The organism is Mesorhizobium sp. WSM1293, from assembly GCF_000513875.1.
GTDB lineage: Bacteria > Pseudomonadota > Alphaproteobacteria > Rhizobiales > Rhizobiaceae > Mesorhizobium > Mesorhizobium ciceri.
Genome location: NZ_AZUV01000016.1, coordinates 107,976 through 129,851, shown reverse-complemented (window position 1 = coordinate 129,851; position 21,876 = coordinate 107,976). Strand labels below are relative to the sequence as shown.

Genomic DNA, 21,876 nt, shown 5'->3' with positions numbered 1-21,876 from the left:
GGGTCAGCTCGCCGCGCTAAAGCGCAGGATCTCGCGGCCATCCTTGCCTGATATGATGAGCTTGCCGGCCTCGACACGGTATGACGCCGCCTTGGCCAGCGCATCGAACAGCGCCTTTTCCTCGGCCATCACCTCTGGCGCACAGGCCTTGTAGGTCGAACCGATGTCTCCGATCACGATCGTTTGCCCATTGACCTTGGCGGTGGCGAAATAGGTGTTGCAGGGGCCGCTGCCGCCCGCCTTGCCGGCCTCGCTGACCCTGAATGTCGCTTGCGGGGCAGCGATGACGCCGATGCCGTCGACATAGTCGACCAGCCAGAGCTGGTCGAAGACCGAAACCGTCGGCTCGGCGTTCGGGGCGACCATCTTCAGCATGATGGTCTGCGGCACGTCGGTCAGGGGATCGACCTGATGGCGCATATCGGAGATGAACAGGAGCTTGTCGTCGACGGTGATGCGGGCTTGCAACGCGTAAGTCATCTGCGACCGGATGACGGAAGGGTCGAATTTGATCTCGAAGCTGATCGGCACCTGGCCGGTCGGCTTCACTTTCTGCTCGCCGATAATGGTGGCCGGCGCATCGGCCAGCGACACATCGGCAAGTTGCACGGAGAGCACGGCACTGGGCGGCAAGGCAATGCGCTCGCGATAGATCACTTCGCCTCTCACTGCCTTTTCGGCGGCAACAGACTGCTCAGGAACGGCCAATATGCCGACGACCAGAGGCACGAAACCGAAGATGAAGAACTCCGCGATCCTGTCCAGCATGACCATCTCCCTCACCCCGGGCTGCCAATGCCCCGGGCTGCCAATGCCCCGGGCTGCCAATGCCCCGGGCTGCCAATGCCCCGGGCTGCCAATGCCCCGGGTTGCCAATGCCCAGGCTGACCAATTCCGCCAATTGGCCAAAGGATTGCGGTCAATGCATGGCTGCGGCGATCTTATTCGGACGCTTTCCAGCGTTGCGCGGCCGTTGCATCGGCTTCCTTGGTCTCGACCCAGCCACCCTCCGAACCGTCAGCCCGATGCTCCTTCTTCCAGAAGGGCGCGCGCGATTTGAGATAGTCCATGAGAAAATTCGCCGCCTCGAACGCCGCATGGCGGTGCGCGGAGGCTGCCACCACCAGCACGATGTTCTCGCCGGGCGCGATCTTCCCGTGGCGGTGGATGGCGGTGAGCCCCTGCAACGGCCAACGCTCGACCGCTTCAGCAGCGATGCGGGCGATTTCTGCTTCGGCCATACCGGGATAGTGTTCGAGCTCGAGCGCTGAGAGCGCGCCCTGCTCGTCGCGGCAAAGGCCTGAGAAGCTCACCACGGCGCCGATATCGGCGCGGCCTAGCGTCAGTCTGGCGATCTCGGCCGCGACGTCAAAATCTTGGCGCTGAATGCGCACGACAGGTAAGACCGCGCCGCTCATGTCAGCCGCCGGTCATCGGCGGGAACAGCGCGATTTCGCGGGCGCCCGCGATCTTCTCGCGGTGCTCGACATGCTCCTGGTTGATGGCGACGCGGATGACGTCGGGATATTGCAGCGCATGCTCGTAGCCGTCGCCGCGCGATTTCAGCCAGCGCAGGAGATCGGCGACCGTCTCGATGCCGGCAGGCAGGTCGACATCCTCCTCGGGCATGCCGATGCGTTCGCGCACCCAGGCAAAATAGATGAGCCGGGTCGTCATCTCACTCGTCCATGATGTGCTTGAGGCCGGCACGGAAATAGTCGTAGCCCGTATAGAGTGTCACCAACGCCGCGATCCACAGCAGCACCAGCCCGGTCTGGGTGGTCAGCGGAAAGATCTTGTCGCCGGCCGGTCCGGCCAAGAGGAACGCTATGGCGACCATCTGGATGGCGGTCTTCCATTTTGCCAGCTGCGTCACCGGCACCGAGACCTTGAGCGCCGCCAGATATTCGCGCAGGCCCGAGACGAGGATTTCCCGGCACAGGATGATGATCGCGGCCCACAACGACCAGCCGGCAATGCCCGCATGGCGATCGGTATCGGCGGCCAGCAGCAGCAGGCAGGTGGCGACCAGCAGCTTGTCGGCGATCGGGTCGAGCATCTTGCCGATATTGGAGGTCTGCTGCCAGGCGCGCGCCAGATAGCCATCCAGATAATCGGTGATCGAGGCGAGCAGGAAGATGATCAGCGCCGACCAGCGGGCAAAGTCGCTCGATTTCAGATGTCCTTCGAGAAAAAAGCACAGCACCACCATCGGCACCGCGACGATGCGGGCGTAGGTGAGCATGTTGGGCAGGTTGAACGCGCGCTTGGCCATGTCTGGGAAACTCTTTCTGCCTGCCTACTCAAATCAGAAGCGAATGTGGGGGGTCAACAGGCTAGAATCGACTGGCCAGATGAAAGTGCCAGATTTTTCAACTCTCGTGGAAGTGATTGTAGACCAGTTTCGCCACCTGTTCGGAAATGCCGTCGACTTTCCTCAAATCCTCGACAGCAGCACGGCTGACCGCCTTGGCGGTGCCGAATGCCAGCAGCAATGCCCGCTTGCGGCCGGGACCGATGCCGCTGATCTCGTCGAGCGGGCTCTTGACCATCTCTTTCTTGCGGCGGGCCCGGTGGGAACCGATCGCGAAACGGTGAACCTCGTCGCGCAACCGCTGGATGAAATAGAGCACGGGATCGCGGACAGGCAGCGAAAATGAATCCCTGCCTTTGACGAAGAAGCGCTCGCGGCCAGCGTCGCGGTCCTGGCCCTTGGCGATGCCGATGGCAACCACGCGGTCCTCGATGCCGAGATCCGAAAGGATCTTGCGCACCGCGGTCATCTGGCCCTGGCCACCGTCGATCAGGATGACATCGGGCCAGGCCGGGAAGCTGCCGGAGATATCGTCCTCCATATCGTCTGCCGAACCATCAACTGTATCCCCAGCCGGGACATCGCCATGCTCCTTGAGCAACCGCGAAAAACGTCGCTCCATCACCTCGCGCATCATACCGAAATCGTCGCCCGGCGTGATCTCGGTCGAGCGGATGTTGAATTTCCGGTACTGGTTCTTCACGAACCCTTCCGGTCCGGCGACGACCATGGCGCCGACCGCGTTGGTGCCCATGATGTGCGAATTGTCGTAGACCTCGATGCGCACCGGTGGCTTGGCCAGGCCGAATGTCTCGGCGAAACCGGCAAGCAGGCGTCCCTGGGTGGAGGTTTCAGCCAGCCGGCGTCCGAGCGCTTCGCGGGCATTCTGCAAAGCGTTGTCGGTCAGGTCCTTCTTCTCGCCGCGCTGCGGCACGGAGATCGCGACCTTGCGGCCGGCGCGGGTGGAGAGCGCCTCGGCCAGCAGTTCCTGATCCTCGACGCCATGCGACAGAAGAATGTTCCGCGGCGTCGGCTTGTCGTCATAGAACTGCGCCAGGAACGAGCCCAGCACCTCGGCTGCTTCCAACGCCGGATCGGCCTTGGGGAAATAGGCGCGGTTGCCCCAGTTCTGGCCGGTGCGGAAGAAGAACACCTGGATGCAGACCTGGCCGCCTTCCTGATGGATGGCGAAGACATCGGCTTCGTCGACGGTCGCCGGATTGATGCCCTGGTGGCTCTGCACATGCGACAGGGCCGCCAACCGGTCGCGATAGATCGCGGCGCGCTCGAAATCGAGAGCTTCCGACGCCTGCTGCATGGCGGCCGAGATTTCCGTCTTCACCTTCTGGCTGCGGCCGGACAAGAAGTCCTTCGCCTCATTGACCAGCTCGGCATAGTCCTGGTGCGAGACCTCGCCGGTGCAGGGGCCGGCGCAGCGCTTGATCTGATAAAGCAGGCATGGCCGCGTGCGGTTCTCGTAGAACGAGTTGGTGCAACTGCGCAGCAGAAAGGCGCGCTGCAGCGAGTTGATGGTGCGGCCAACGGCACCGGCCGAAGCAAAGGGACCGAAATAATCGCCTTTGCGCGAGCGCGCGCCGCGATGCTTGTAGATGCCGGGCGAGACATGGTCGCCGGTCAAGAGGATATAGGGAAACGACTTGTCGTCGCGCATCAGGACGTTGAATCGCGGCCGCAAGCGCTTGATAAGATTGGCTTCGAGCAGCAGCGCTTCGATCTCGGTGCGGGTGACGACGAACTCCATCGTCGACGTCTCGCGCACCATGCGGCCGATGCGGGTGGTGTGGAAACGGCCTTGCGCGTAGTTGGTGACGCGCTTCTTCAGGCTGCGTGCCTTGCCGACATAGAGCACATCGCCGGCAGCGTTCATCATGCGGTAGACGCCGGGCGCGTTGGGCAGCCGCTTGACCAGCGTCTGGATCACCTCGGCACCGATCATGCCTTCCGCGTCGCCGGCATGCGGCGTCCAGTCGATGGCGGTGAAGGCGACATCGGGACCGACGGTTTCAACCATCTCCTCGACCGCCTCGTCCTCGAGGTCGATATCGGGAGGCAGATCGTCGGTGCCGCCGCGCGGCTTGCTTTTGTGGTCTATAGGACTCATTCCGTCATGCCTGTCACATCGGGCGTCTGCCACGCAAGATGCTGGCCGCCATCGAGCGCGATCATCTGGCCGGTGACCGAGCGCGCTTCCCAGAGATAGCGGATTGTGGCGCCGAATTCCGGCAATTCCGGGCCGCGCTTGAGGATCAGGCCATCGACTTGGGCTGCAAAATCGCTGTCCTCCTGACGCGCGTTCTTCAGTGTCGGCCCAGGGCCGATGGCATTGACGCGGACGCGGGGACCGAGCGCTTGCGCCATCATCTGGGTGGCTGTCCACAGCGTCGATTTGGACAGTGCATAGGAGAAGTAGCGCGGCGTCGGCCGCCAGACGCGCTGGTCTATCATGTTGACGATCAGGCCCTCCTGCCCTGCCGGTAGTGCCCGGGCGAAATTCTGCGCCAGGAGCGCGGGCGCTTTCACATGGACGGCAAAGTGCCGGTCCCAGGCCCGCCAGTCGAAATCCAGAACCGAATCGTCCTCGAACAGCGACGCGTTGTTGACCAGCAGCGAGAGCGGCCCGAGCACTGCTTGCGCCTCGCCGATAAGGTCATCGATGGCGTCCATGTCGGTCAGGTCGGCGGCGACCACCGCGGCGCGGCCACCTCCGGCGATGATTTCGGCAGCCAACGCATCGGCCTCGCTGCGCGAGCGGTTGCAATGGATGGCGACGGCAAAACCGTGCGCGGCGAGATCCTCGACGATCGCCCTGCCGATCCGCCTGGCCCCGCCCGTCACCAGCGCCGTGACAGTGGCTTTGCTCATATGGTGTCAATCCTCAATTTCGGCCCGAAAAAGCAGTGCCGGCGAAATATGGCCCGGCATGCGTTAAATGGTGTTCGCACCTTGGGCAGCATTGTGGCGAAACGGCCGTTTGGGCATCTTGGCCCGCCCTGGACTCAGGCGTGCCCGACCGCAATATAGGGTGCTGGAGTCCTTGCACCAAGCGGTGTGCAGCGCAGCACCGGATGGTTCCTGCCATTTCGCTGTTGCGAAGATGCAACGTCAAGGTTCTGCCTCATTTGCGCCGGGGAATGACCCAAGTTCAGGTTCGCTTCAGCCGCATTTTGACACGACATTTGGAACCGACGAACGCCAGATCCGTTTCACCCCCCGGACGGGTCGATGGCGATCGTGAGAAACAAGCCTGTGTCCTGTGGCTTAAGGAGTAAAGAACAATGCAAGCCAATCTCAAATTCGCACGGCCGCTGGCCGTTGCGCTCGGGCTCTTCGCCCTCAGCGGAACTGCCTATGCTGCTGACGTGGTTTCGGAAGAGCCGCCGGCACCTGCGCCGATCGCTGAACTTCCCGTCGCTTCGTGGGCCGGCCCCTACGCCGGTCTCAACGTCGGCTATGGCTTCAGCGGCCATACCAAGGAAAAGGATCTGGGTGTTGACAATGTTGACGTCGGCACCAAGGGCTTCGTCGGCAGCGTCTTCGGCGGCTATCAGTGGCAGCAAGAGAACTTCGTCTACGGCGCTGAAGCCGAACTCGGCTACAACGGCGTCAAGGGCGACGATTCTGGCGTCAATTCCAAGGCCGGCTTCGAGGGTTCGTTGCGAGCCCGTCTCGGCTATGCCGTGACCCCGGAAATCCTGCTCTATGGCACCGGCGGTCTCGCCGGAAGAAGCCTGAAGGTCGAAGACGACGTATACGGTTCGGACCGCGCCACGTTGCTCGGCTGGACCGCCGGTCTCGGCACCGACATCAAGCTGACCGACAATGTCTTCGGTCGTGTCGAGTATCGTTACACCGACTTCGGCAGCAAGAGCTTCGATGGCATCGGCAAGGTCAAGGCCACCGACAACCGCGTCACCTTCGGCGTCGGTATGAAGTTCTAAGTCGTTCAAGCCACGACACGAAAAAGCCGGGCCTCGCGCCCGGCTTTTTTTATGCCGCGTGATTTCCGGGTAAATCTATTCGGGTAATGGGCGGTCAACCGGGAATGCAGGGCTTCAGTTCTGGAAACTTCTCGTCGAAGCGTGCCGCCCACCGCGTCAGCCGGGCGCGACCCTTCTCCCATTTCCCGGCAAAGCGCAGCGCGAGATAGCCAAGGCAGGCGCGCAGCGCCATCTGGCCGGCGGTGATCTTTTTCGGCAGCTTCGGCGGGTTTGCGTTGAGCAGGTCGAGTGCCGCCGTGATCTTCGCCCACTGGCGATCGAGCCAGGGCTGATAGACCATCTCCTCAGGCCGCGTGCGCCGTTCATAGACCATCGACAGCGCACAGTCGCAAATGCCGTCGGCCAATGCCTCCAGCACTTCCGCCTCGAGCCGCTTGTCGGGATTGCGTGGAAAAAGCGCGCTCTTCGACAAACGGTTGAGATGCTGGGTGATGGCGCGACTGTCATGGATGGAGCGACCGTCGTCGAGCACCAGAACCGGAATCTTGCCGAGCGGGTTGGCGATCATCAAGTCGGCCGGCTTCTCCTCGGTCTTGATCGGCACCAGATCGACAGCGATGCCGGCATAGGCTGCCGCCATTCGTACCTTGGAACTGTAGGGAGAAGACGACGCATAGAGCAGTCTGGGCATGATCCGTTTCCTGTTTTGCAGGCCGGCAGTGTTGACCGATCGGGCGCGATCGGGCAATGGCCAGAAGCGGAAAACCCAACCGCCAGCGAGCGACGCATCGGACAGGGCCGTTTAGCGAGCGCTCCATGAAGACGGTGCTTCGTCACCATGGCCGCCGGGTTGCCGGGATCGCGCGAAGCCGCCAGCCGACTGGCAAGACCGAAGAGCCTCGCGCCGATGTTCATCACCCGCATGAATGACACGAAAAAAGCCCCACCGGACTCCGCCCTATGGCGAAGTCCTGGGAGCTGCGAAAAGATATCCTCCGTCCGCCTCTGTTCTCGCCTTCCGACTGCCTAAACAACGAGCGGGGCGCCCTGTGAGGCACCCGCCCTTGACTGTTTAGGCACCGCCCCCGGCGAGGGAAGCGCGACTACTTCTTGCCGGCCTTCGCGGGCGCTGCCTTCGGCTTGGCCGCAGGTGCCGCTTTCTTCACCGGCGCTGAAGATTTCGCTGCCGCAGCCTTCTTTGCCGGAGCAGCCTTGGCAGCCGGCTTCTTGGCTGGTGCAGCCTTGGCAGCCGGTTTCTTGGCAGGTGCTGCCTTCTTCGCTGCGGGTTTCGCCGCGGCTTTCGCTGCAGGCTTCTTGGCCGGTGCCGCCTTGGCAGCCGGCTTTGCCGCTGCCTTGGCGGGTGCCGCCTTCTTCACTGCCGGTTTCGCCGCAGCTTTCGCTGCCGGCTTCTTGGCCGGTGCTGCTTTTGCCTTGGCCGCCGCGGCCTTCGGCTTGGCAGCGGGTGCTGCTTTCTTCACTGCAGCTGCGACCTTTGCCGTCGCTGCTTTTGCGGGTGCTTTCTTTGCCGGTGCCTTGGACGCCGGCGCTTTGGATGACTGCTTAGCCATGCGATGCCCCTTCCTTTGTGCCGACGGCCGTAATGACCCGGCGCGCTCATGCATATCTGACTCGCGGCTTGCTAGCCAGCGAAGCAATAGACTGATTTTCGCAGCTTAAATTTCGGTTACGATCGGCACATGATCGTGCTGATCGTCGCAGAAATTCACTTCTGATCTTCGACCATTGGCTAGAATGTGTCGCCGACATTCTCCACACTCCGCGGAAGCGCTCCTCTCGTGAAGCTCCGAAGATCAGCGAGCAGCTTTGCGTGTCGATCGTCGGCCGCCGATATCATGACCGCTGCCTCATCGGTGCGATCATCTCGTGCAGGCGGACGATCTATACTGCAATGCGACAGCCGATCGGTGCATCGTCTTGTCAAGCACGATCGCAGACCGGCCTGCTCGTGAATTGACAGATAACTCTACATGGCAGAGTATTCTGTACAGCATGATGGAGCATTTCAATGTCGGTCGCACAGGAGCAAGCGGCGCTGTCGCCGTTCGAGATTGCCAAGACGGTCCGCCACGGCGGCAGCATGGTTGTCGGCGGCCTCCGGCTTGGCTTCGCCGGAGCCAATCGATGAGTGCCGACGAAATCATCCACCAGAGTACTCGGCTCAGGATCATGGCGGCGCTGAGCATGCTGGAAAGGCGGCAAACGCTGGATTTCACCGGGCTGAAAGCCATCGTGGACGTCACCGACGGCAATCTCGGTGCGCATCTCGATACGCTGGCCAGGGCTGGTTATGTCGACATCGAAAAGCTGTTCGTCGGCCGCCGGCCGCAGACGCGCGTCAGGGCGACGACGAGCGGACGGCGCGCGTTCCGCGGCCATGCCGCATTCCTGCGCAAGATCCTCGATCAGGCCGAGGCGGCGGCGCGCAGGAAATAGCGTGATGACTGGGCAATCCGCTCAGCGCGCGGCAACAACGGCAACGCCGGCGCCGATCATCACACCGCCCGCCGCGCGGTTCACCCGGCGTACGATCCTTGGTGTGCGCAACAGGCTGCGGGCGCGACCGGCGAGGACGACATGACCGCCGATCACCACGACCTCGACGGCCACGATCACCATCATCAGCACACCGAGATGACCTGCGTCGAGCGATGCGCCGACGACGCTAGGCAACAGCGCAATGTAGAACAACGGCATTTTCGGATTGCCAAGATTGAGCGCGATGCCGGTGGCAAAAATCATCAACAGCCCTCGCCGTCCTGAGATGGGCTGCAGTTCGGGAATGACGGGCGCCGCCATCCACAGCCTGATGCCCGTCCAGACCAGATAGGCCGCTCCACCATAGCGAAGCACCGTCATGACGATCGCCATCTTGGCGGCGACGATCGACAGGCCGAAGGCGGCGAGGATCAGGAAGATGAGGATGCCGACCACGGTGCCGGCACCGTAGGCGATGCCCGACGCGGCGCCATTGGAGATTGTGCGCGCGACGATCGTCATGTTGTCCGGACCCGGGCTGGCAGCGAACACGAAGAAGGCGGCCGCAAAGGCAAGCGAGGTCGCGAGATCCATGAAAACTCCCGAGGGTAATGCCGCTCTCGGGAGTCCAGACTAGCCGGTTTACCTGTCGGCGCCATCAGGAAAATCGAGAAACTGCGCGATGCGCATTTCCGTCACGGCTGATAGCCGAGGCAGATGGCGCCGAGCGCGACGATGGCGCAGGCGCCGACCCGCCGCGGCGTCAGCACCTCGCCGAGGAACAGACGTCCGATGAAGGCCGCGAAGACGACGCTGGTTTCGCGGATCGCGGTGATCGGACCGGCCGGTCCGAGCGCGAAGGCCGCGACCACGACACCGTAGGCCAGAAGTGCAAACAGGCCGCCGCCCAGCGCCTTCCAGGTTTCCGGCGCACCCAGGTCGACTGTGAGCCGGCCACGGCAGGCGACGAAGGCCGCCGGCAGCAACGCGCCGTAGATCAGCAGCACCCATGCGGTATAGGCGCCGGCGTTTCCTGCCGCCCGAACGCCGAGCGCATCGACCGTCGCGTAGGCGGCGATGATCGCTCCCGTTGCCAGCGCATAGAGTATCGATGTCGTGGCGGCCCTGCCCCTTCCGAGAGAAAGGCCCATGATGCCGCCCGCGACCAGCGCGACACCGATGGTCTGCGGCAGAGTGAGCTGCTGGTTGGCCAGGAAGAACCCGCCGAGCGTGACGAGCAGCGGCACGCTGCCGCGAACGATCGGATAGACCTGTCCCAGCTCGCCATATCTGTAGGCGGCCACCAGAAACAAACTGTAGCCAACCTGCAGGCAGGCCGAGAGCACAATGTAAGACCAGGCCGGCGCGGCCGGAACGGCGTGGAAGAAGGCTAAGGGGATGGCGAGCGCCGTACTGGAAAAGCTCATGACGGTGACGGTCCACAACCTGTCGGCCCCCGTGCGCAGGAACGCGTTCCAGGTTGCGTGCAGGATCGCCGCAAACAATGCGAGCCCGACGACCAGCGGGCTCATTGGGACTCACGCGAAGCAGCGACGATGCCCATGGCCGCCTTGCGGGCGTCGCGAATGGCGGCGTCGGCCGGCCCCATCTGCGCCAGCAAGGTCGCACCTTCGATCAGCATAAGCAGTGTCGCCGCCACGCTTTCGGCGCGGCCGCGCGGCATCATCTCTTCGAGGATAGACCGCATGCGCCGCTTGAGGCCGTTCTTCTGCCTGACAACGGCCTTGAAAACCGGATGCCCGGGATCGCCGAACTCGGCCAATGCATGTGCGAACAGACAGCCATGGAAATCGGCGCTGCGGAACCAGCGTGCATGCCAGTCAAAGATCCTTCCGATTTTCTGTTCCGGCGGAATGCCCTCCTGGGCGAGCCGGTCGAGCTGGCGGTCGAAACGCATAGCGCGATAGTCGAGCACCTCGACGATCAATTCGTCCTTGCTGGGGAAGTGGCGATACATCGTCATCTTGGCCACATCGGCTTCGGCGATGATCCGGTCGATACCCGTCGCATGGAAACCGGCGCGCTTGAACAGCACGTAGGCCGTTTCAACGACGTGCTGGCGCTTATCGGAAACGGGCGATGGTGTCATGGCGCATACCGAGTGATGAGACAGGTCTGTCTCATATCTATGCGACGGATCGCGCCAGCTGTCAACGCAGCACGAAAAACGCCTGCAGCCGATCAAGCCACAGGCGCGAAAGAGATTGGAAGGGGAAACCGGGTTTAGCGCAGAATGCGGCAGCGGCCGTTGTAGACCATCCAGCGGTCGAAGCCCGAGACGCAGAATTCGACATTGTCGCCGATCGAGGCAAAGCCCTGGCCTTCCTCGATCAGGTACCAGATGGTGCGATCGCGGCCGTCGGACAGGCTGACGGTGGCCCCGCAATAACGGCGACCGATCGGCCAGGTATCGTCGGCCGCCAGATAGCGATGCTGGTGAATGCGCCGGAAATCGGTGATCTGCACATCCGGCAGATGCGGCACGTGATGCACCTGATAGGAAAAGCGGCTGGTGATCTTGTTCAGTACCCAAGGCTGACCGCAGACCCCGCTGTCTTCATCGGAATAGACCGTAAGATCGGCGGCCTGCACGGTCTGGGTGATACCGAGAGGCGCGGCAAGCGGGGTGCAGAGCGAAATCAGGGCGGCAAGAGCGGATTTGGCGAAGCGAGTCATGGCAGCCTCTCAAGGTCGATTGTGCGCACTGTGCGGATTCGCTCGGCGGCGGTCAAGCGGTTGCGTTGACAATGGTTTCCCAGTTTGAAACTGCTTTTTGACCAAAGCCGAATTTACACGGCACCGGAATGGCTCTGGCACGTTCATGCCCGGATCCAAAAGAGCGCGGGTCCCGGGTCGTCAATGAGCCCGCCTCAAGCCTGCTCGCCGGCCAGCCATTCCAACGACCAGTGCGCCGGCCGCCCCACCGCAAGCAGCCTGTGCAGGGCCGGCAGCAGCGTCCGCAACTCGCCCTCCAGCGTGAACGGCGGATTGACCACCAGCAGACCGCTGCCGTCGAGGCTGGGTTCCGAAGAGGCCGGCCTGATCTCGAATTCGATGTCGAGCAGCTTCGGGATGCCCGATTGCTTCAGCGCCTTGCGGAAAGCGATGATCGCCTTGCGGTCCTTGATCGGATACCAGAGCGCGTAGATGCCGCCTGGCCAGCGCTTGTGCGCCCTTATGAGCCCGTCGACGAGGCGATCGAACTCACCCGCTTCCTCGAATGGCGGATCGATGAGAACAAGGCCGCGCTTCTCCTTCGGCGGCAGATGGGCGCCGAGCGCCAGCCAGCCATCGAGTTCGATGATCCGGGCCTGGAAATCGCCGGCAAAGAACATCCTCAGCCTCGCGGCATCCTTGGGGTGCAGCTCGATCGCGGTCAGCCTGTCCTGCTTGCGCATGAGATGGCGCGCAATCAACGGCGAGCCCGGGTATTTCTGGATGCCACCCTCAGGGTTGAGCGACCGTATTGTCTCCAGATAAGGCGCGAGCAGTGCTGCCACCGGCGCGGCAAACGGGGCATCGATCAGCCTGCCGATGCCGCCTTGCCACTCACCCGTCTTCTGCGCTTCGGCCGACGACAGATCGTAGCGGCCAATGCCGGCATGGGTGTCGACGACCCGAAACGCCTTGTCCTTCTGCTTCAGATACTCGAGCAAGCGCGTCAGCACGACATGCTTGACGACGTCGGCGAAATTCCCGGCATGGTAGGCGTGGCGGTAGTTCATCGTTTTGTGCCGTTATGCATGTCGTTGTCCCAAAACCGCTGCACACTTTTGGGCGACATGCATCAGCCCCTGCCCCAGCGCGGCGGTGGCGGCTGAGAGTTCGGATTTTCCGGCCGACCGCCTCGAGTGCGCAAGGTCAGCAAAAATCCGATCAGGCCGATCGCCATCAGCGCGAAGCCGACCGGCCGTGCACGGCTGTCGATCTCGCCTGCGCCGGAGCGCAGGATGAGATCGACAGCCCGCATCGGTATGTCGTCGGCATCACCCGGTCCGACGGTGAAGACGTAGGGACCCGGGCTGACGGTCGCGATGACGCCGGCCTCGTCGCGAAAGATCTTGTCGGGCAGTTGCGGGCTGGCCTGGCGAGGATTGTCGGAATGGTTGAACTGCAGCGTCGAGGCGAGCACCGTGCGGCCATTGCTGGCGGCGGTCAGCGTCAGCACGGTGCGCTGCTGCGAGACGATGCGCTCGGCTCTTGCGGTCAGGTCGACCAGCACCCGCACCGGCGCATCGCGGCCGGAGAGCGGCACCGTCAGCGGCTTGAAACGGCCTTGCTCATAGACCCGCCAGGTGCCGATCTCGTGCCCGGAGAAATTGCTCATCGCCCAGGGATAGATGACACCGACGCCGGCGCCGACAAGCAGGATCAGGACAAACAGAAAGCGCATTCACATCACCATGGCGTATCGTGACCTTGCCAATAGCGCCCCGACGGCCAAAAGGCGATGGCCAGTTGCGGCAGCCACCCTGGAGGTGGACCGTGCGGGGTGCGAGCGCAACCAGCTTGGCGGCGTGGCTGCGCAACAATGCCGATAACGTTCTACCTATGCGCTCAAAAATTAAGCCGTGTATTTCGCGCGCCGCGCTGAATATTGCTGTCGGCTCATTCTTGGCCGTTCTTGCTGTCAGGTTTTGATTCTACCTCAAGGGACAGCTTGCCGCGTCCGGCAACATATTGACGTCGATCGAGCCAATATGCTGATTCATAAACAGGATTTGCCTTGTGCGCCATGCTTCGGTCCGAGAGGCCGTAGCCGCTTTCATGATTAACCATTCGCGAGCGCATTTGGTTAAGGAATTGCTAATTTAGTTGACTATAATTTCCACAGGTATATTTTCGATGCGTTGGGATGTGCAATTTGGGCGAGCAATCGATGGTGACACCGGGCGTGTGATCGCGATTTCGGGGCGCGGAGAATGCTGAGCGGCAGCACGGAGGTTGTGTAGTCGCACCAGCTTCGCGAAAGCCAAGAACAATTGACGCACATCAGTGATGGCGGTTCCGCAGATGCGGAGGTTTGCCACGTTCTCAGGAACGTGGCCGGGCGATGCTTTGTCCCGGCCCGGCGGTAGCGTGTTCGGTGCGTATGAGGAAAGCATGACTAAGCTTGTCAAGGTTCTGAAACTGGAATCCGGCAGCCAAAAGGACGCCAGCCAAAGCCGACGACGCGCCCTTGTCGCCGGAGGAGCGGGATTTTTAGGTTCGCATCTGTGCGAACGTCTTTTGCGGGACGGATACGACGTTGTCGCGCTGGACAATTTCCACACCGGCAAAAGATACAATCTCAATGCCCTTCAGCGCAATCCGAGCTTCAGCTGCATCGAGCACGACATCGTCGATGCACTGCCTTCGGACCTTCAGTGCGACGAGATCTACAATCTCGCCTGCCCAGCCTCTCCGCCGCACTACCAGGCAGATCCGATCCACACCTTCAAGACAAGCGTGCTTGGCTCGCTGAACCTTCTGGAACTCGCGCGACAGAACAAGGCCAAGATATTCCAGGCCTCGACGTCCGAAGTCTATGGCGATCCCTTCGTGCATCCACAGCCCGAGAGCTACTTCGGCAACGTCAACACGCACGGGCCGCGCTCCTGCTACGACGAAGGCAAGCGCTCGGCCGAAACCCTGTTCTTCGATTATTCGAGAACCTATGGTCTCGATATTCGTGTCGCCCGCATTTTCAACACCTACGGTCGCCGCATGCAGCCCGACGATGGACGTGTGGTTTCGAACTTCATCGTCCAGGCGCTGCGCGGCGAGGACCTGACCGTCTATGGCAGCGGCCAGCAGACGCGCTCCTTCTGCTATGCCGACGACCTGATCGAGGGCTTTATCCGGCTGATGAATGCGCCGAGCGCGCCCGCCCACCCGGTCAATCTCGGCAACCCTGCCGAATTCACCATCATGGAACTGGCGACGCTGGTCGTCGATTACACCAACGCCCGATCGAAGATCGTGCATCGGCCGCTGCCCGTCGACGATCCCAGGCAACGCAAGCCGGACATCTCCTTTGCCAGGGCCAATCTCGGCTGGGAGCCGAAAATCAGCTTGAGCCAGGGGCTCGCGCGTACCGTCGAGTATTTTGATACCCTGCTCTACGGAAGTCACACCGCCAGAGGAGCTGCTGCTTCATGAGCCGGCCGGCGGTCCTGGTGACGGGTGGAGCCGGCTTCATCGGCAGCCACACCTGCAAGCAGTTGGCCGCCGCCGGCTACATGCCGGTGGTTTTCGACAATCTGAGCCGCGGCAATGAGAGATCCGTCGCCTGGGGGCCGCTTGTCGTCGGCGATATCCGGGATCGGGATGCACTGCGGCGGGCGATGGAAACGCACCGGCCGACGGCCGTGATCCATTTTGCGGCGCTGGCCTATGTCGGAGAGTCCGTTCGCGAGCCGGCCGAATATTATTCGACCAATGTGACCGGCACCATCGCGGTGCTCGATGCCGCACGCGCGAGTTCGATTGAAAACATCATCTTCTCCAGCAGCTGTGCGACCTACGGCGTGCCGGAGGCGTTGCCGGTCCGCGAGACCTCCTCGCAAAATCCGATCAGCCCCTATGGGCGCTCCAAGCTGATGGGCGAACAGATCATCGGCGACTATGCGTCCGCGTACGGAATGAAATTTGCGATCCTGCGCTATTTCAACGCTTGTGGCGCCGATCCCGATGGCGAGCTCGGTGAGTGGCATTCGCCGGAAACCCATCTGGTTCCCAGAGTGCTCATGGCCGCATCGGGCATCATCGACGCGATCGAGGTTTTCGGCACCGACTACGACACGTCGGACGGCACTTGCGTAAGGGATTATATCCACGTCACCGATCTGGCCCGCGCCCACCTGAAAGCGCTCATGCATCTCGAGGGTGGCGGGCGAAGCCTTGCGGTCAATCTCGGCACAGGGCGGGGCGTCTCCATCAAGGAGATTGTCAAGGCGGTCGGCCGAATGACGTCGAGGCCGGTTCCGGCAGTGTTCAGGAGCCGACGCCCCGGAGATCCGGCGGAGCTCTACGCCGACCCGGGAAGCGCACGCGAACATCTTGGCTTTGTGCCGGAGCTTTCAGACATCGATACGATTGTCAGGACGGCCGCTCCCTTTTTCGGACTGAAGACCAGGCCCATGAAACTGCCGCCAGTGAGGGCGGCAGCGCCGGTCGTCGCCCGACGGGTCAGAGATAGCGGGGGTGACAGCTCGCGCGCTGGCCAAATCCGCTAGGGCTGCAGATATAAGGCGAGCCGCCCGAGAACGTGCTGCCATCGCCCGGATTGAACGAGATGTTCACCGGCGCCGGCGTGCTGGCTTTGATCCGTTGCGGCGGTGCAAAGGCGTAGGCACTTTCGGTCCCTATTGTGCTTGTCATCTGGATCGGGAGGTCGGCCCGGAGCGAGCGCACGAGAAATCTGGCCTGCACGGGCTGGACCGCGGGCTGACTGCGGACCGGGTGGACGATGGGCCTGATAAGGACCGAACCGGTTTCAGTCGCGTCCATACCTTGACAACCTGCAACCATAGAGCTCAGCGCCACAGCCGCGGCAATAGATACGACATTCTTGCTTGAGCGAAATACGCTCGCGGAATTTCTCATCCTCTGTCCCTTGCTATCAAGTATAAGCCAGGGGCGCATTGCGACATACTATACTTGGGCCGCTTCCACGCCGCATGAGTGACCACTCGCACATCACACGTTATATTAGATATCACTAATTATTAAATTTCATCAAAACCGTATGGCAGGCCATCGTCTTGTCGTCCGGGTGATGCAATTGAATGCGATTAAATGCGATCGGCGCGCCGATCGCGCCTGCCGAGCCACTCAACCATAAGCGATTCGCGGGTTCCACAACAGGCGCACGGGGAGAACAGCCAGGCCATCTCAGCGCGGCCGGAAGCGGCCTACTTTTTGGCATCGACCAGCTTGCGGGTCACTTCGAACTGCGCGCCCTTGGTGTCGCCTGCTTCGAATTTCTTGTATTCGTCGGAAGGATCCTCGGGAGATCGCTTGAAACCGTACCATTCCCCGTCCGGATCCTTGCGTTGCTCGATATTCCGGCCCTGAATGCGGTGGCTGTAGCAGGTGCGGTGCTGCTCGCCGGTGTAGCCCTTCGATCGCCAGGCGAGCTCCATGCACATCTTGCCGTCCTTGGTCACCAGCCATCTGCCCTCCGCGACAGACGCGGTGTCCTGCCCGGACGTCCAGGCCTGGAGACGTCGATTGCCCTGCGCGAAAAAGGCCGCGCCGTTTTTCCATATCCATGTGCGGTCGGCATAAAGAAGCTGCAGCTCGTAGGCAGTTGGAGCCGGTGCGATGACCGTTCCCGCTGGTCTGCCGTCTTTGGCGGCAGCCGCATGCGCCGTTCCCGAAAGCGCCGTCTGGCCGCAGAGGGCCAGGAGAAACATGAGTTGCATACAAGTTGCGAACCGACAATGTTTGCGTCGACGGTCGACACCATGCGGTGGCAATCCGGTCAGAGCTGTCAGTACAATTGGCGTTCGCATGCCCGTTTTGCCCAAGATAGCACTATCATCGCTCTGACAGCCGTATGAACTATTTAACAGTCGCGAGAACGGTGATGTCAACCTTTGCGAGCGGACGGACAACAACCGTTCCAGATGTGCGCATCCCGCTGTCGTCAAAATTAAGAAATGTGTCATATGCTCTGCCCAACTCTGGCAATCGCACTCAAAAGCAACATCCGCAGACGTCAGGGAGGACGCGGTTTCAAATGGCGGGCGACCCGGAATTGAACCAGGCCGAAGGTCAGCAATACCGGCAGCAGTCGACCGTCCGGGAAACGACTGCTCGCAATACCGTGAGCCTCAACATGGCGATCTTGCTGGGGATACTGTTCATTGCGATCCTGTTCAGGTTCCACAACATAACCTTGCCGCTGGTCGATGCCTTCAGCTGGCGCGAAACAAGTACCGCGATGATGGCCGACAATTTCCAGCAGCGCAGCTGGAACATCTTCTTCCCCGAGGTCAGCTGGACCGGGCCCGGGCCAAGCTATCAGGGCCGCGAGTTCCAGATCGTCAGCTATCTGACCGCCATACTCTACCAACTCTTTGGCTGGCACGACTGGTTCGGCCGCATGATTGCGGCCCTTTTCGGCTTGGTGACGGTGCTTTCACTGCACAGACTAACGGCGTTATGCTGGGGCGAGACGCACGCCCACGCCGCGGCACTTGCCTATGCGCTGATGCCGGCGGCGATCATGATCGACAGCTCGTTTCTTCCCGACCCCTCGATGCTGGCTCTGGTAACCTTGGGCGTCTGGCTTTTCACGAAATACTGGACGGGAGGCAGCGCGTGGCTGCTCCCCTTCGCCACAGCCAGCTTTTCCCTCGGTGTGCTTGCAAAACCACCGGGTTTGGCTGCTGGAGGCGTCATATTCTATCTGATGGTTTGCTGGCTTTTGCAAAATCGGCGAAAGCATGCGGCCAAAGTATTCATAAGCGGACTGGTCAGCCTGTTCGTCATCGGCGCTTACTACAGCTGGGCCATTTATCTCGGGCGAACCTATCCGCCGTTTCATGTCGCGGGCAGCGGATACATCTGGGATTCTGGATTCTGGGCATTTTCCAACAACGATTTCTATTTCAAATCTGTTTGGAACACGTCGGTCTGGTGGTTTTACGGCTATCCGTTCATGATTTTGATAGCGGTCGGATTCTGGATGCCGCCCCAGCCAGTCGCGGAATCGAAAGAACGCGCTCTTTCGGCCATACCTTTCATATGGCTTGCAGCGGCCTCTGTTGTTTATTTCGCTGCGGCACGTGAGATCACGACCAATCCATGGAACTATCATATATTCCATGTGCCATTTGCGATGTTTTGCGGCCGTGGCGCGGTCGTCCTGGCGACGCTTGGAGCCAAAACCGTTCCGTCTCCTGGGGTAATTCTGCGGTCGATTTGCATCGTGGCCGCTATGCTTGTCTGGTCGACTTTTCCTCTCGTCCGGACGATGAAGGCGCCCTTCGCCATGAATGGAAAGTTGCTTGGCGACGAGTTGGCGCGCAGGGCCCAACCTGGCGATCTTGTCGTGGCCATCGCTCCGGAGGTGGGAGATCCCGTCGCAGTCTATTACAGCAGGGCGCGCGGGTGGGTGTTTCCGCCTGGTGGCGGCGACGTGGAGTGGTCCAGGTTCGTCGAGGACGATGCCATCGCGATAGCACAGCTTGAGGAACTTCGCACGCAAGGCGCGGATTGGTTCGGCGTGGCAAAGGATGCCGAAGACAGTCAGAAACGGCCGTTCATCGAGCATCATGACGGGGTGATCGACTATCTCAACAAGATCGGGACCAAGCGGCTGGATTCGGACAACCTCCTGATTTATGAAATCAGCCGGCCTTGATCTGGTCAGGCCGTTGGGCTTATGGGCTGGGGATCAGGCAAACGTTGGAAATCCGGCGACGGTCAGCGACCTTGCCGACCCGCCCTCGCCTGCCCAACGCAGCAAGCTAAGCGAGACAAGCCGGCCAGCAAGGTCAAATATCTCTACGGCTGGCGGAATTCGACGGTTGCGACCGGAGGAATTGTTGAAACGAGCGATTTCGATCATTGTGACGCTGGCCCTGCTGGCCTGGCTCGCCAGCGACTCGCGCTGGCGCATGGTCGGCGACGCCTTTGCCCGCATCACGCCCGGCACCTTCGCCGTGGCGACGATCGCGTTCTTCGCCACCTATGTCTTGCGTGCGCTGCGCGTCTGCGACGAGTTCCGCGACGAGGTGCATGGCCGCTTCGGCGCCTGCCTGCGCGTCATTCTGATCCACAATGCGATGATCAACGTCGTGCCCTTTCGCGGCGGCGAGACGGCCTTTCCCCTGCTCCTGCGCCAGGTCTTCGGCATACCGATCATGCGCGCCAGCGCCTCACTGCTGTGGTTCAGGCTGCAGGACGCCTTCGTCGTCGGCGTGCTGGCCCTGGCTGTATGGCCGGGCCTGCATCCGGCGATTAGGATTGCGGGCGGGGCCGTCTTGATCACCGCCGCCTGGTACCTGCCGCGCTGGGCGCGTGCGCCGCATGACTGGGCCGGCCGCGGCAAGATCGTGGCGAAGCTCGGCAAGCTCCGAGATGTGTTCACCGAAGCAACCGGACGCTCGCGCTATGGCTGGTGGTGGACGATCGCGAACTGGTCGCTGAAGCTCACTGTGCAGGGATGGTTGTTGGCAATGCTGCTGGGGACATCCTTTTCGACCGCCTTTCCAGGCGTCGTTGGGGCCGAAGGAGCCGCCATACTGCCGGTGCAAGGCGTCGCCGGCTTCGGCACCTATGAAGCGGGAGCAGCGGCGGCGCTGCTCACCTCCGGAATCACGATGAAGAATGGCTTGCAGGCGGCGCTGGCGCTGCACCTGTTCATCTTCTGCTCGGCAATCGCCACGGGTGCGATCGCCTGGCTGTTTCCCTCGAAATCGACGCTGCCGGGAAATCCGGCTGTCGGACCTGCAAGGAAGCCATCCCAATGAACGTATTGCCCATCCCTGCTTCGGGACTGCCTGACGGCGCGGTAATGCCGAACCATACGCTGTCCATCGTCGTCCCCATGTACAACGAGGCCGAAAATGTCGAGCCGCTGCTGGCACGGATCCACCAGGCGATGGAAGGCTACGACCAGCCCTGGGAGGTCGTGCTGGTCGATGACGGCAGCACCGACGCGACGGTGAGCGAGATCAGGCGCCTTGCAGTGCATTACGGCTCGCATGTGCATGCGGTCGAGCTGGTGCGCAACTACAAGCAGACCGCCGCGATGCAGGCCGGCATCGACGCGGCGCGCGGCGACGTCATCGCCACGATCGACGGCGACCTGCAAAATGATCCCTACGACATTCCGCGCATGGTCTATCGCCTGCTGAGCGAGGATCTCGACCTGGTGGTCGGCTGGCGCAAGGACCGCCAGGAAGGGTTTTTCATGCGCAGGCTGCCCTCGCGCATCGCCAACGCGCTGATCGCGCGCGTCACCGGCGTGCGCCTCAAGGACTATGGCTGCAGCCTTAAGGTCTATCGCGGCAACGTCATCCGCAGCGTCAAGCTCTACGGCGAGATGCACCGCTTCATCCCGGCATGGCTGGCCACGGTGACGACCCCGAGACGCATCGCGCAGGAGGTGGTGACGCACCATGCCCGCATCCACGGCCAGTCCAAATACGGCATTTCGCGCACCTTCAGGGTCGTGCTCGATCTGGTGTTCATGTACTTCTTCATGCGCTATCGCACACGGCCGGGACATTTCTTCGGCGGCATCGGCATCGTGCTTGGCGCGCTGGGTTCGCTGATCCTTGCCTACCTGCTTTGCCTGAAGCTGTTTTTCGCCGAAGACATCGGAACGCGCCCGATGCTGTTCACCGGCTTCTTCCTGCTCATCGCCGGGGTGCAGATGGTGACGTCGGGCGTGCTGGCGGAAATGCTGGCACGCGTCTATCACGAGGCGAACGGAGCATCGGCCTATGTCGCGCGGCTACGGCCGCCGGCCGGCGACAATGACGGCTGGCACGCCCCGGGCCGACCATCGTGACCTGATCGGAATGCCACGGAGGTCCGCGCCTAACGAACGCATGGCGGTTGGAGGGCAAGAGGCAAAGCGCAACGTCTGCGCAAACCTCCCGCCCTCCACTCGCGCCCCCCCGGCAAAGACCCGGCAGCAGTCAAATCGGCCGCGCTTCAGGTCTGATGGCTTAGTAACGCGAACGGCAGCTGGCGCGCTGGCCGAAACCGCTCGGACCACATATCCAGGGCGAATGACCCAGGAGCGGGCCGCCATTGCCCAGACTGTAGGAGACCTTCACCGTCGCCGGCCTGCCGACCCGCTGCGGCCGCACGAAGGCCGCATAGGCCTCCTCCCTCGTACGCGTCACGTTGGTCATCTTGGTGAGCGGTTTGCGGTTGATCAGATGCAGCCGCTTGTCCTTGGCGTAGTGCACCCTCTGGCCAAGCGAATGAACCACGGGCTTGGTGCCGATCGAGCTCGTCTTGGTGGCATCCATGCTTTGGCAACCGGACATCATCGAGATCAATGCAACCGCGGCAAATGCACAGGCATGTTTCTTGCCGAGCCTTGCCCCTCTTTCCATTATTTTGTTCATCGCTATC

General features: G+C 61.9%; 24 protein-coding genes. 7 read left to right on the top strand and 17 right to left on the bottom strand.

Going from position 1 to position 21,876, the window contains the following annotated elements; translation table 11 throughout:
- Nucleotides 1–3 precede the first annotated feature (3 nt).
- The 6 genes from M729_RS0120945 to M729_RS0120920 all read right to left on the bottom strand — a co-directional run bounded on the left by M729_RS0120945 (nt 4) and on the right by M729_RS0120920 (nt 5,197).
- Nucleotides 4–768: a YbaY family lipoprotein gene (locus M729_RS0120945; RefSeq protein WP_013532477.1), complete on the bottom strand. Its 765-nt coding sequence runs from the start codon at nt 766–768 to the stop codon at nt 4–6.
- Between the two features lie 173 nt (nt 769–941).
- Nucleotides 942–1,418, bottom strand: coding sequence for a molybdenum cofactor biosynthesis protein MoaE (locus M729_RS0120940; RefSeq protein ID WP_027162723.1), 477 nt, complete (start codon nt 1,416–1,418; stop codon nt 942–944).
- Between the two features lies 1 nt (nt 1,419).
- The gene (gene moaD, locus M729_RS0120935) at nt 1,420–1,677 is read right to left on the bottom strand and encodes a molybdopterin converting factor subunit 1 (protein WP_027162722.1); all 258 of its coding nucleotides are present in this window, start codon (nt 1,675–1,677) and stop codon (nt 1,420–1,422) included.
- A gap of 1 nt (nt 1,678) precedes the next feature.
- Complete coding sequence (pgsA, locus tag M729_RS0120930) at nt 1,679–2,275, bottom strand: CDP-diacylglycerol--glycerol-3-phosphate 3-phosphatidyltransferase (RefSeq protein ID WP_013532480.1); 597 nt, start codon at nt 2,273–2,275, stop codon at nt 1,679–1,681.
- Nucleotides 2,276–2,372: 97 nt separating this feature from the next.
- Nucleotides 2,373–4,436: an excinuclease ABC subunit UvrC gene (gene uvrC / locus M729_RS0120925; protein ID WP_027162721.1), complete on the bottom strand. Its 2,064-nt coding sequence runs from the start codon at nt 4,434–4,436 to the stop codon at nt 2,373–2,375.
- Entirely contained in the window at nt 4,433–5,197 is a 765-nt protein-coding gene (locus M729_RS0120920) for an SDR family oxidoreductase (protein ID WP_027162720.1), read from the bottom strand. Before M729_RS0120920 ends, uvrC begins: the two co-directional genes overlap by 4 nt.
- Before the next feature lie 413 nt (nt 5,198–5,610).
- Here M729_RS0120920 and M729_RS0120915 point away from each other — a divergent pair, with 413 nt between their 5' ends.
- Nucleotides 5,611–6,273 carry an outer membrane protein gene (locus M729_RS0120915; protein WP_013532483.1) on the top strand — a complete coding sequence of 221 codons (663 nt, stop codon included), beginning with the start codon at nt 5,611–5,613 and terminating at the stop codon, nt 6,271–6,273.
- A gap of 94 nt (nt 6,274–6,367) precedes the next feature.
- On the opposite strand, the gene M729_RS0120910 is transcribed toward M729_RS0120915, so the two are convergent.
- Both M729_RS0120910 and M729_RS0120905 read right to left on the bottom strand, forming a co-directional pair.
- The gene (locus tag M729_RS0120910) at nt 6,368–6,964 is read right to left on the bottom strand and encodes a glutathione S-transferase family protein (RefSeq protein ID WP_013532484.1); all 597 of its coding nucleotides are present in this window, start codon (nt 6,962–6,964) and stop codon (nt 6,368–6,370) included.
- A gap of 412 nt (nt 6,965–7,376) precedes the next feature.
- Nucleotides 7,377–7,841: a hypothetical protein gene (locus tag M729_RS0120905; protein WP_024504297.1), complete on the bottom strand. Its 465-nt coding sequence runs from the start codon at nt 7,839–7,841 to the stop codon at nt 7,377–7,379.
- A 574-nt stretch (nt 7,842–8,415) separates the two neighbouring features.
- Here M729_RS0120905 and M729_RS0120895 point away from each other — a divergent pair.
- Nucleotides 8,416–8,727, top strand: coding sequence for a transcriptional regulator (locus M729_RS0120895; RefSeq protein ID WP_013532486.1), 312 nt, complete (start codon nt 8,416–8,418; stop codon nt 8,725–8,727).
- 21 nt (nt 8,728–8,748) lie between these two features.
- Here M729_RS0120895 and M729_RS0120890 read toward each other — a convergent pair whose 3' ends face one another.
- The 7 genes from M729_RS0120890 to M729_RS1000000139715 form a co-directional block, all read right to left on the bottom strand.
- Nucleotides 8,749–9,363, bottom strand: coding sequence for a LysE family translocator (locus tag M729_RS0120890; RefSeq protein WP_013532487.1), 615 nt, complete (start codon nt 9,361–9,363; stop codon nt 8,749–8,751).
- A 101-nt stretch (nt 9,364–9,464) separates the two neighbouring features.
- Nucleotides 9,465–10,301, bottom strand: a complete 837-nt coding sequence (locus M729_RS0120885) for a DMT family transporter (protein ID WP_027162719.1) — start codon at nt 10,299–10,301, stop codon at nt 9,465–9,467.
- Nucleotides 10,298–10,879 carry a TetR/AcrR family transcriptional regulator gene (locus M729_RS0120880; RefSeq protein WP_027162718.1) on the bottom strand — a complete coding sequence of 194 codons (582 nt, stop codon included), beginning with the start codon at nt 10,877–10,879 and terminating at the stop codon, nt 10,298–10,300. Before M729_RS0120880 ends, M729_RS0120885 begins: the two co-directional genes overlap by 4 nt.
- A gap of 134 nt (nt 10,880–11,013) precedes the next feature.
- Nucleotides 11,014–11,466: a hypothetical protein gene (locus M729_RS0120875; protein ID WP_013532490.1), complete on the bottom strand. Its 453-nt coding sequence runs from the start codon at nt 11,464–11,466 to the stop codon at nt 11,014–11,016.
- Nucleotides 11,467–11,660: 194 nt separating this feature from the next.
- Nucleotides 11,661–12,515, bottom strand: a complete 855-nt coding sequence (locus M729_RS0120870) for a 23S rRNA (adenine(2030)-N(6))-methyltransferase RlmJ (protein ID WP_027162717.1) — start codon at nt 12,513–12,515, stop codon at nt 11,661–11,663.
- 62 nt (nt 12,516–12,577) lie between these two features.
- Nucleotides 12,578–13,183: a hypothetical protein gene (locus tag M729_RS0120865; RefSeq protein WP_013532492.1), complete on the bottom strand. Its 606-nt coding sequence runs from the start codon at nt 13,181–13,183 to the stop codon at nt 12,578–12,580.
- 215 nt (nt 13,184–13,398) lie between these two features.
- On the bottom strand, nt 13,399–13,527 hold the full coding sequence (locus tag M729_RS1000000139715; RefSeq protein ID WP_255337192.1) for a hypothetical protein: 129 nt from the start codon (nt 13,525–13,527) through the stop codon (nt 13,399–13,401).
- 366 nt (nt 13,528–13,893) lie between these two features.
- On the opposite strand from M729_RS1000000139715, the gene M729_RS01000000135485 reads away from it, so the two are divergent.
- Both M729_RS01000000135485 and galE read left to right on the top strand, forming a co-directional pair.
- On the top strand, nt 13,894–14,931 hold the full coding sequence (locus M729_RS01000000135485) for a UDP-glucuronic acid decarboxylase family protein (RefSeq protein ID WP_032808992.1): 1,038 nt from the start codon (nt 13,894–13,896) through the stop codon (nt 14,929–14,931).
- A complete protein-coding gene (galE, locus tag M729_RS0120855; RefSeq protein WP_027162716.1) occupies nt 14,928–16,007 on the top strand; it encodes a UDP-glucose 4-epimerase GalE in 1,080 nt (359 codons plus the stop codon). Before M729_RS01000000135485 ends, galE begins: the two co-directional genes overlap by 4 nt.
- Nucleotides 16,008–16,685: 678 nt before the next feature.
- Here galE and M729_RS01000000135480 read toward each other — a convergent pair.
- The gene (locus M729_RS01000000135480; RefSeq protein WP_245267603.1) at nt 16,686–17,303 is read right to left on the bottom strand and encodes a DUF995 domain-containing protein; all 618 of its coding nucleotides are present in this window, start codon (nt 17,301–17,303) and stop codon (nt 16,686–16,688) included.
- Between the two features lie 212 nt (nt 17,304–17,515).
- Between M729_RS01000000135480 and M729_RS0120840 the strand changes: the two genes are divergently transcribed.
- The 3 genes from M729_RS0120840 to M729_RS0120830 all read left to right on the top strand — a co-directional run bounded on the left by M729_RS0120840 (nt 17,516) and on the right by M729_RS0120830 (nt 21,301).
- Nucleotides 17,516–19,144, top strand: a complete 1,629-nt coding sequence (locus M729_RS0120840) for a glycosyltransferase family 39 protein (protein WP_027162714.1) — start codon at nt 17,516–17,518, stop codon at nt 19,142–19,144.
- 184 nt (nt 19,145–19,328) lie between these two features.
- On the top strand, nt 19,329–20,255 hold the full coding sequence (locus tag M729_RS0120835) for a lysylphosphatidylglycerol synthase transmembrane domain-containing protein (protein ID WP_027162713.1): 927 nt from the start codon (nt 19,329–19,331) through the stop codon (nt 20,253–20,255).
- Between the two features lie 44 nt (nt 20,256–20,299).
- Nucleotides 20,300–21,301 (top strand): glycosyltransferase family 2 protein, encoded by a 1,002-nt coding sequence (locus tag M729_RS0120830; protein ID WP_198032118.1) that lies wholly within the window; start codon nt 20,300–20,302, stop codon nt 21,299–21,301.
- A 160-nt stretch (nt 21,302–21,461) separates the two neighbouring features.
- Here M729_RS0120830 and M729_RS0120825 read toward each other — a convergent pair whose 3' ends face one another.
- The gene (locus tag M729_RS0120825) at nt 21,462–21,869 is read right to left on the bottom strand and encodes a hypothetical protein (protein ID WP_013532500.1); all 408 of its coding nucleotides are present in this window, start codon (nt 21,867–21,869) and stop codon (nt 21,462–21,464) included.
- Nucleotides 21,870–21,876: the final 7 nt, after the last annotated feature.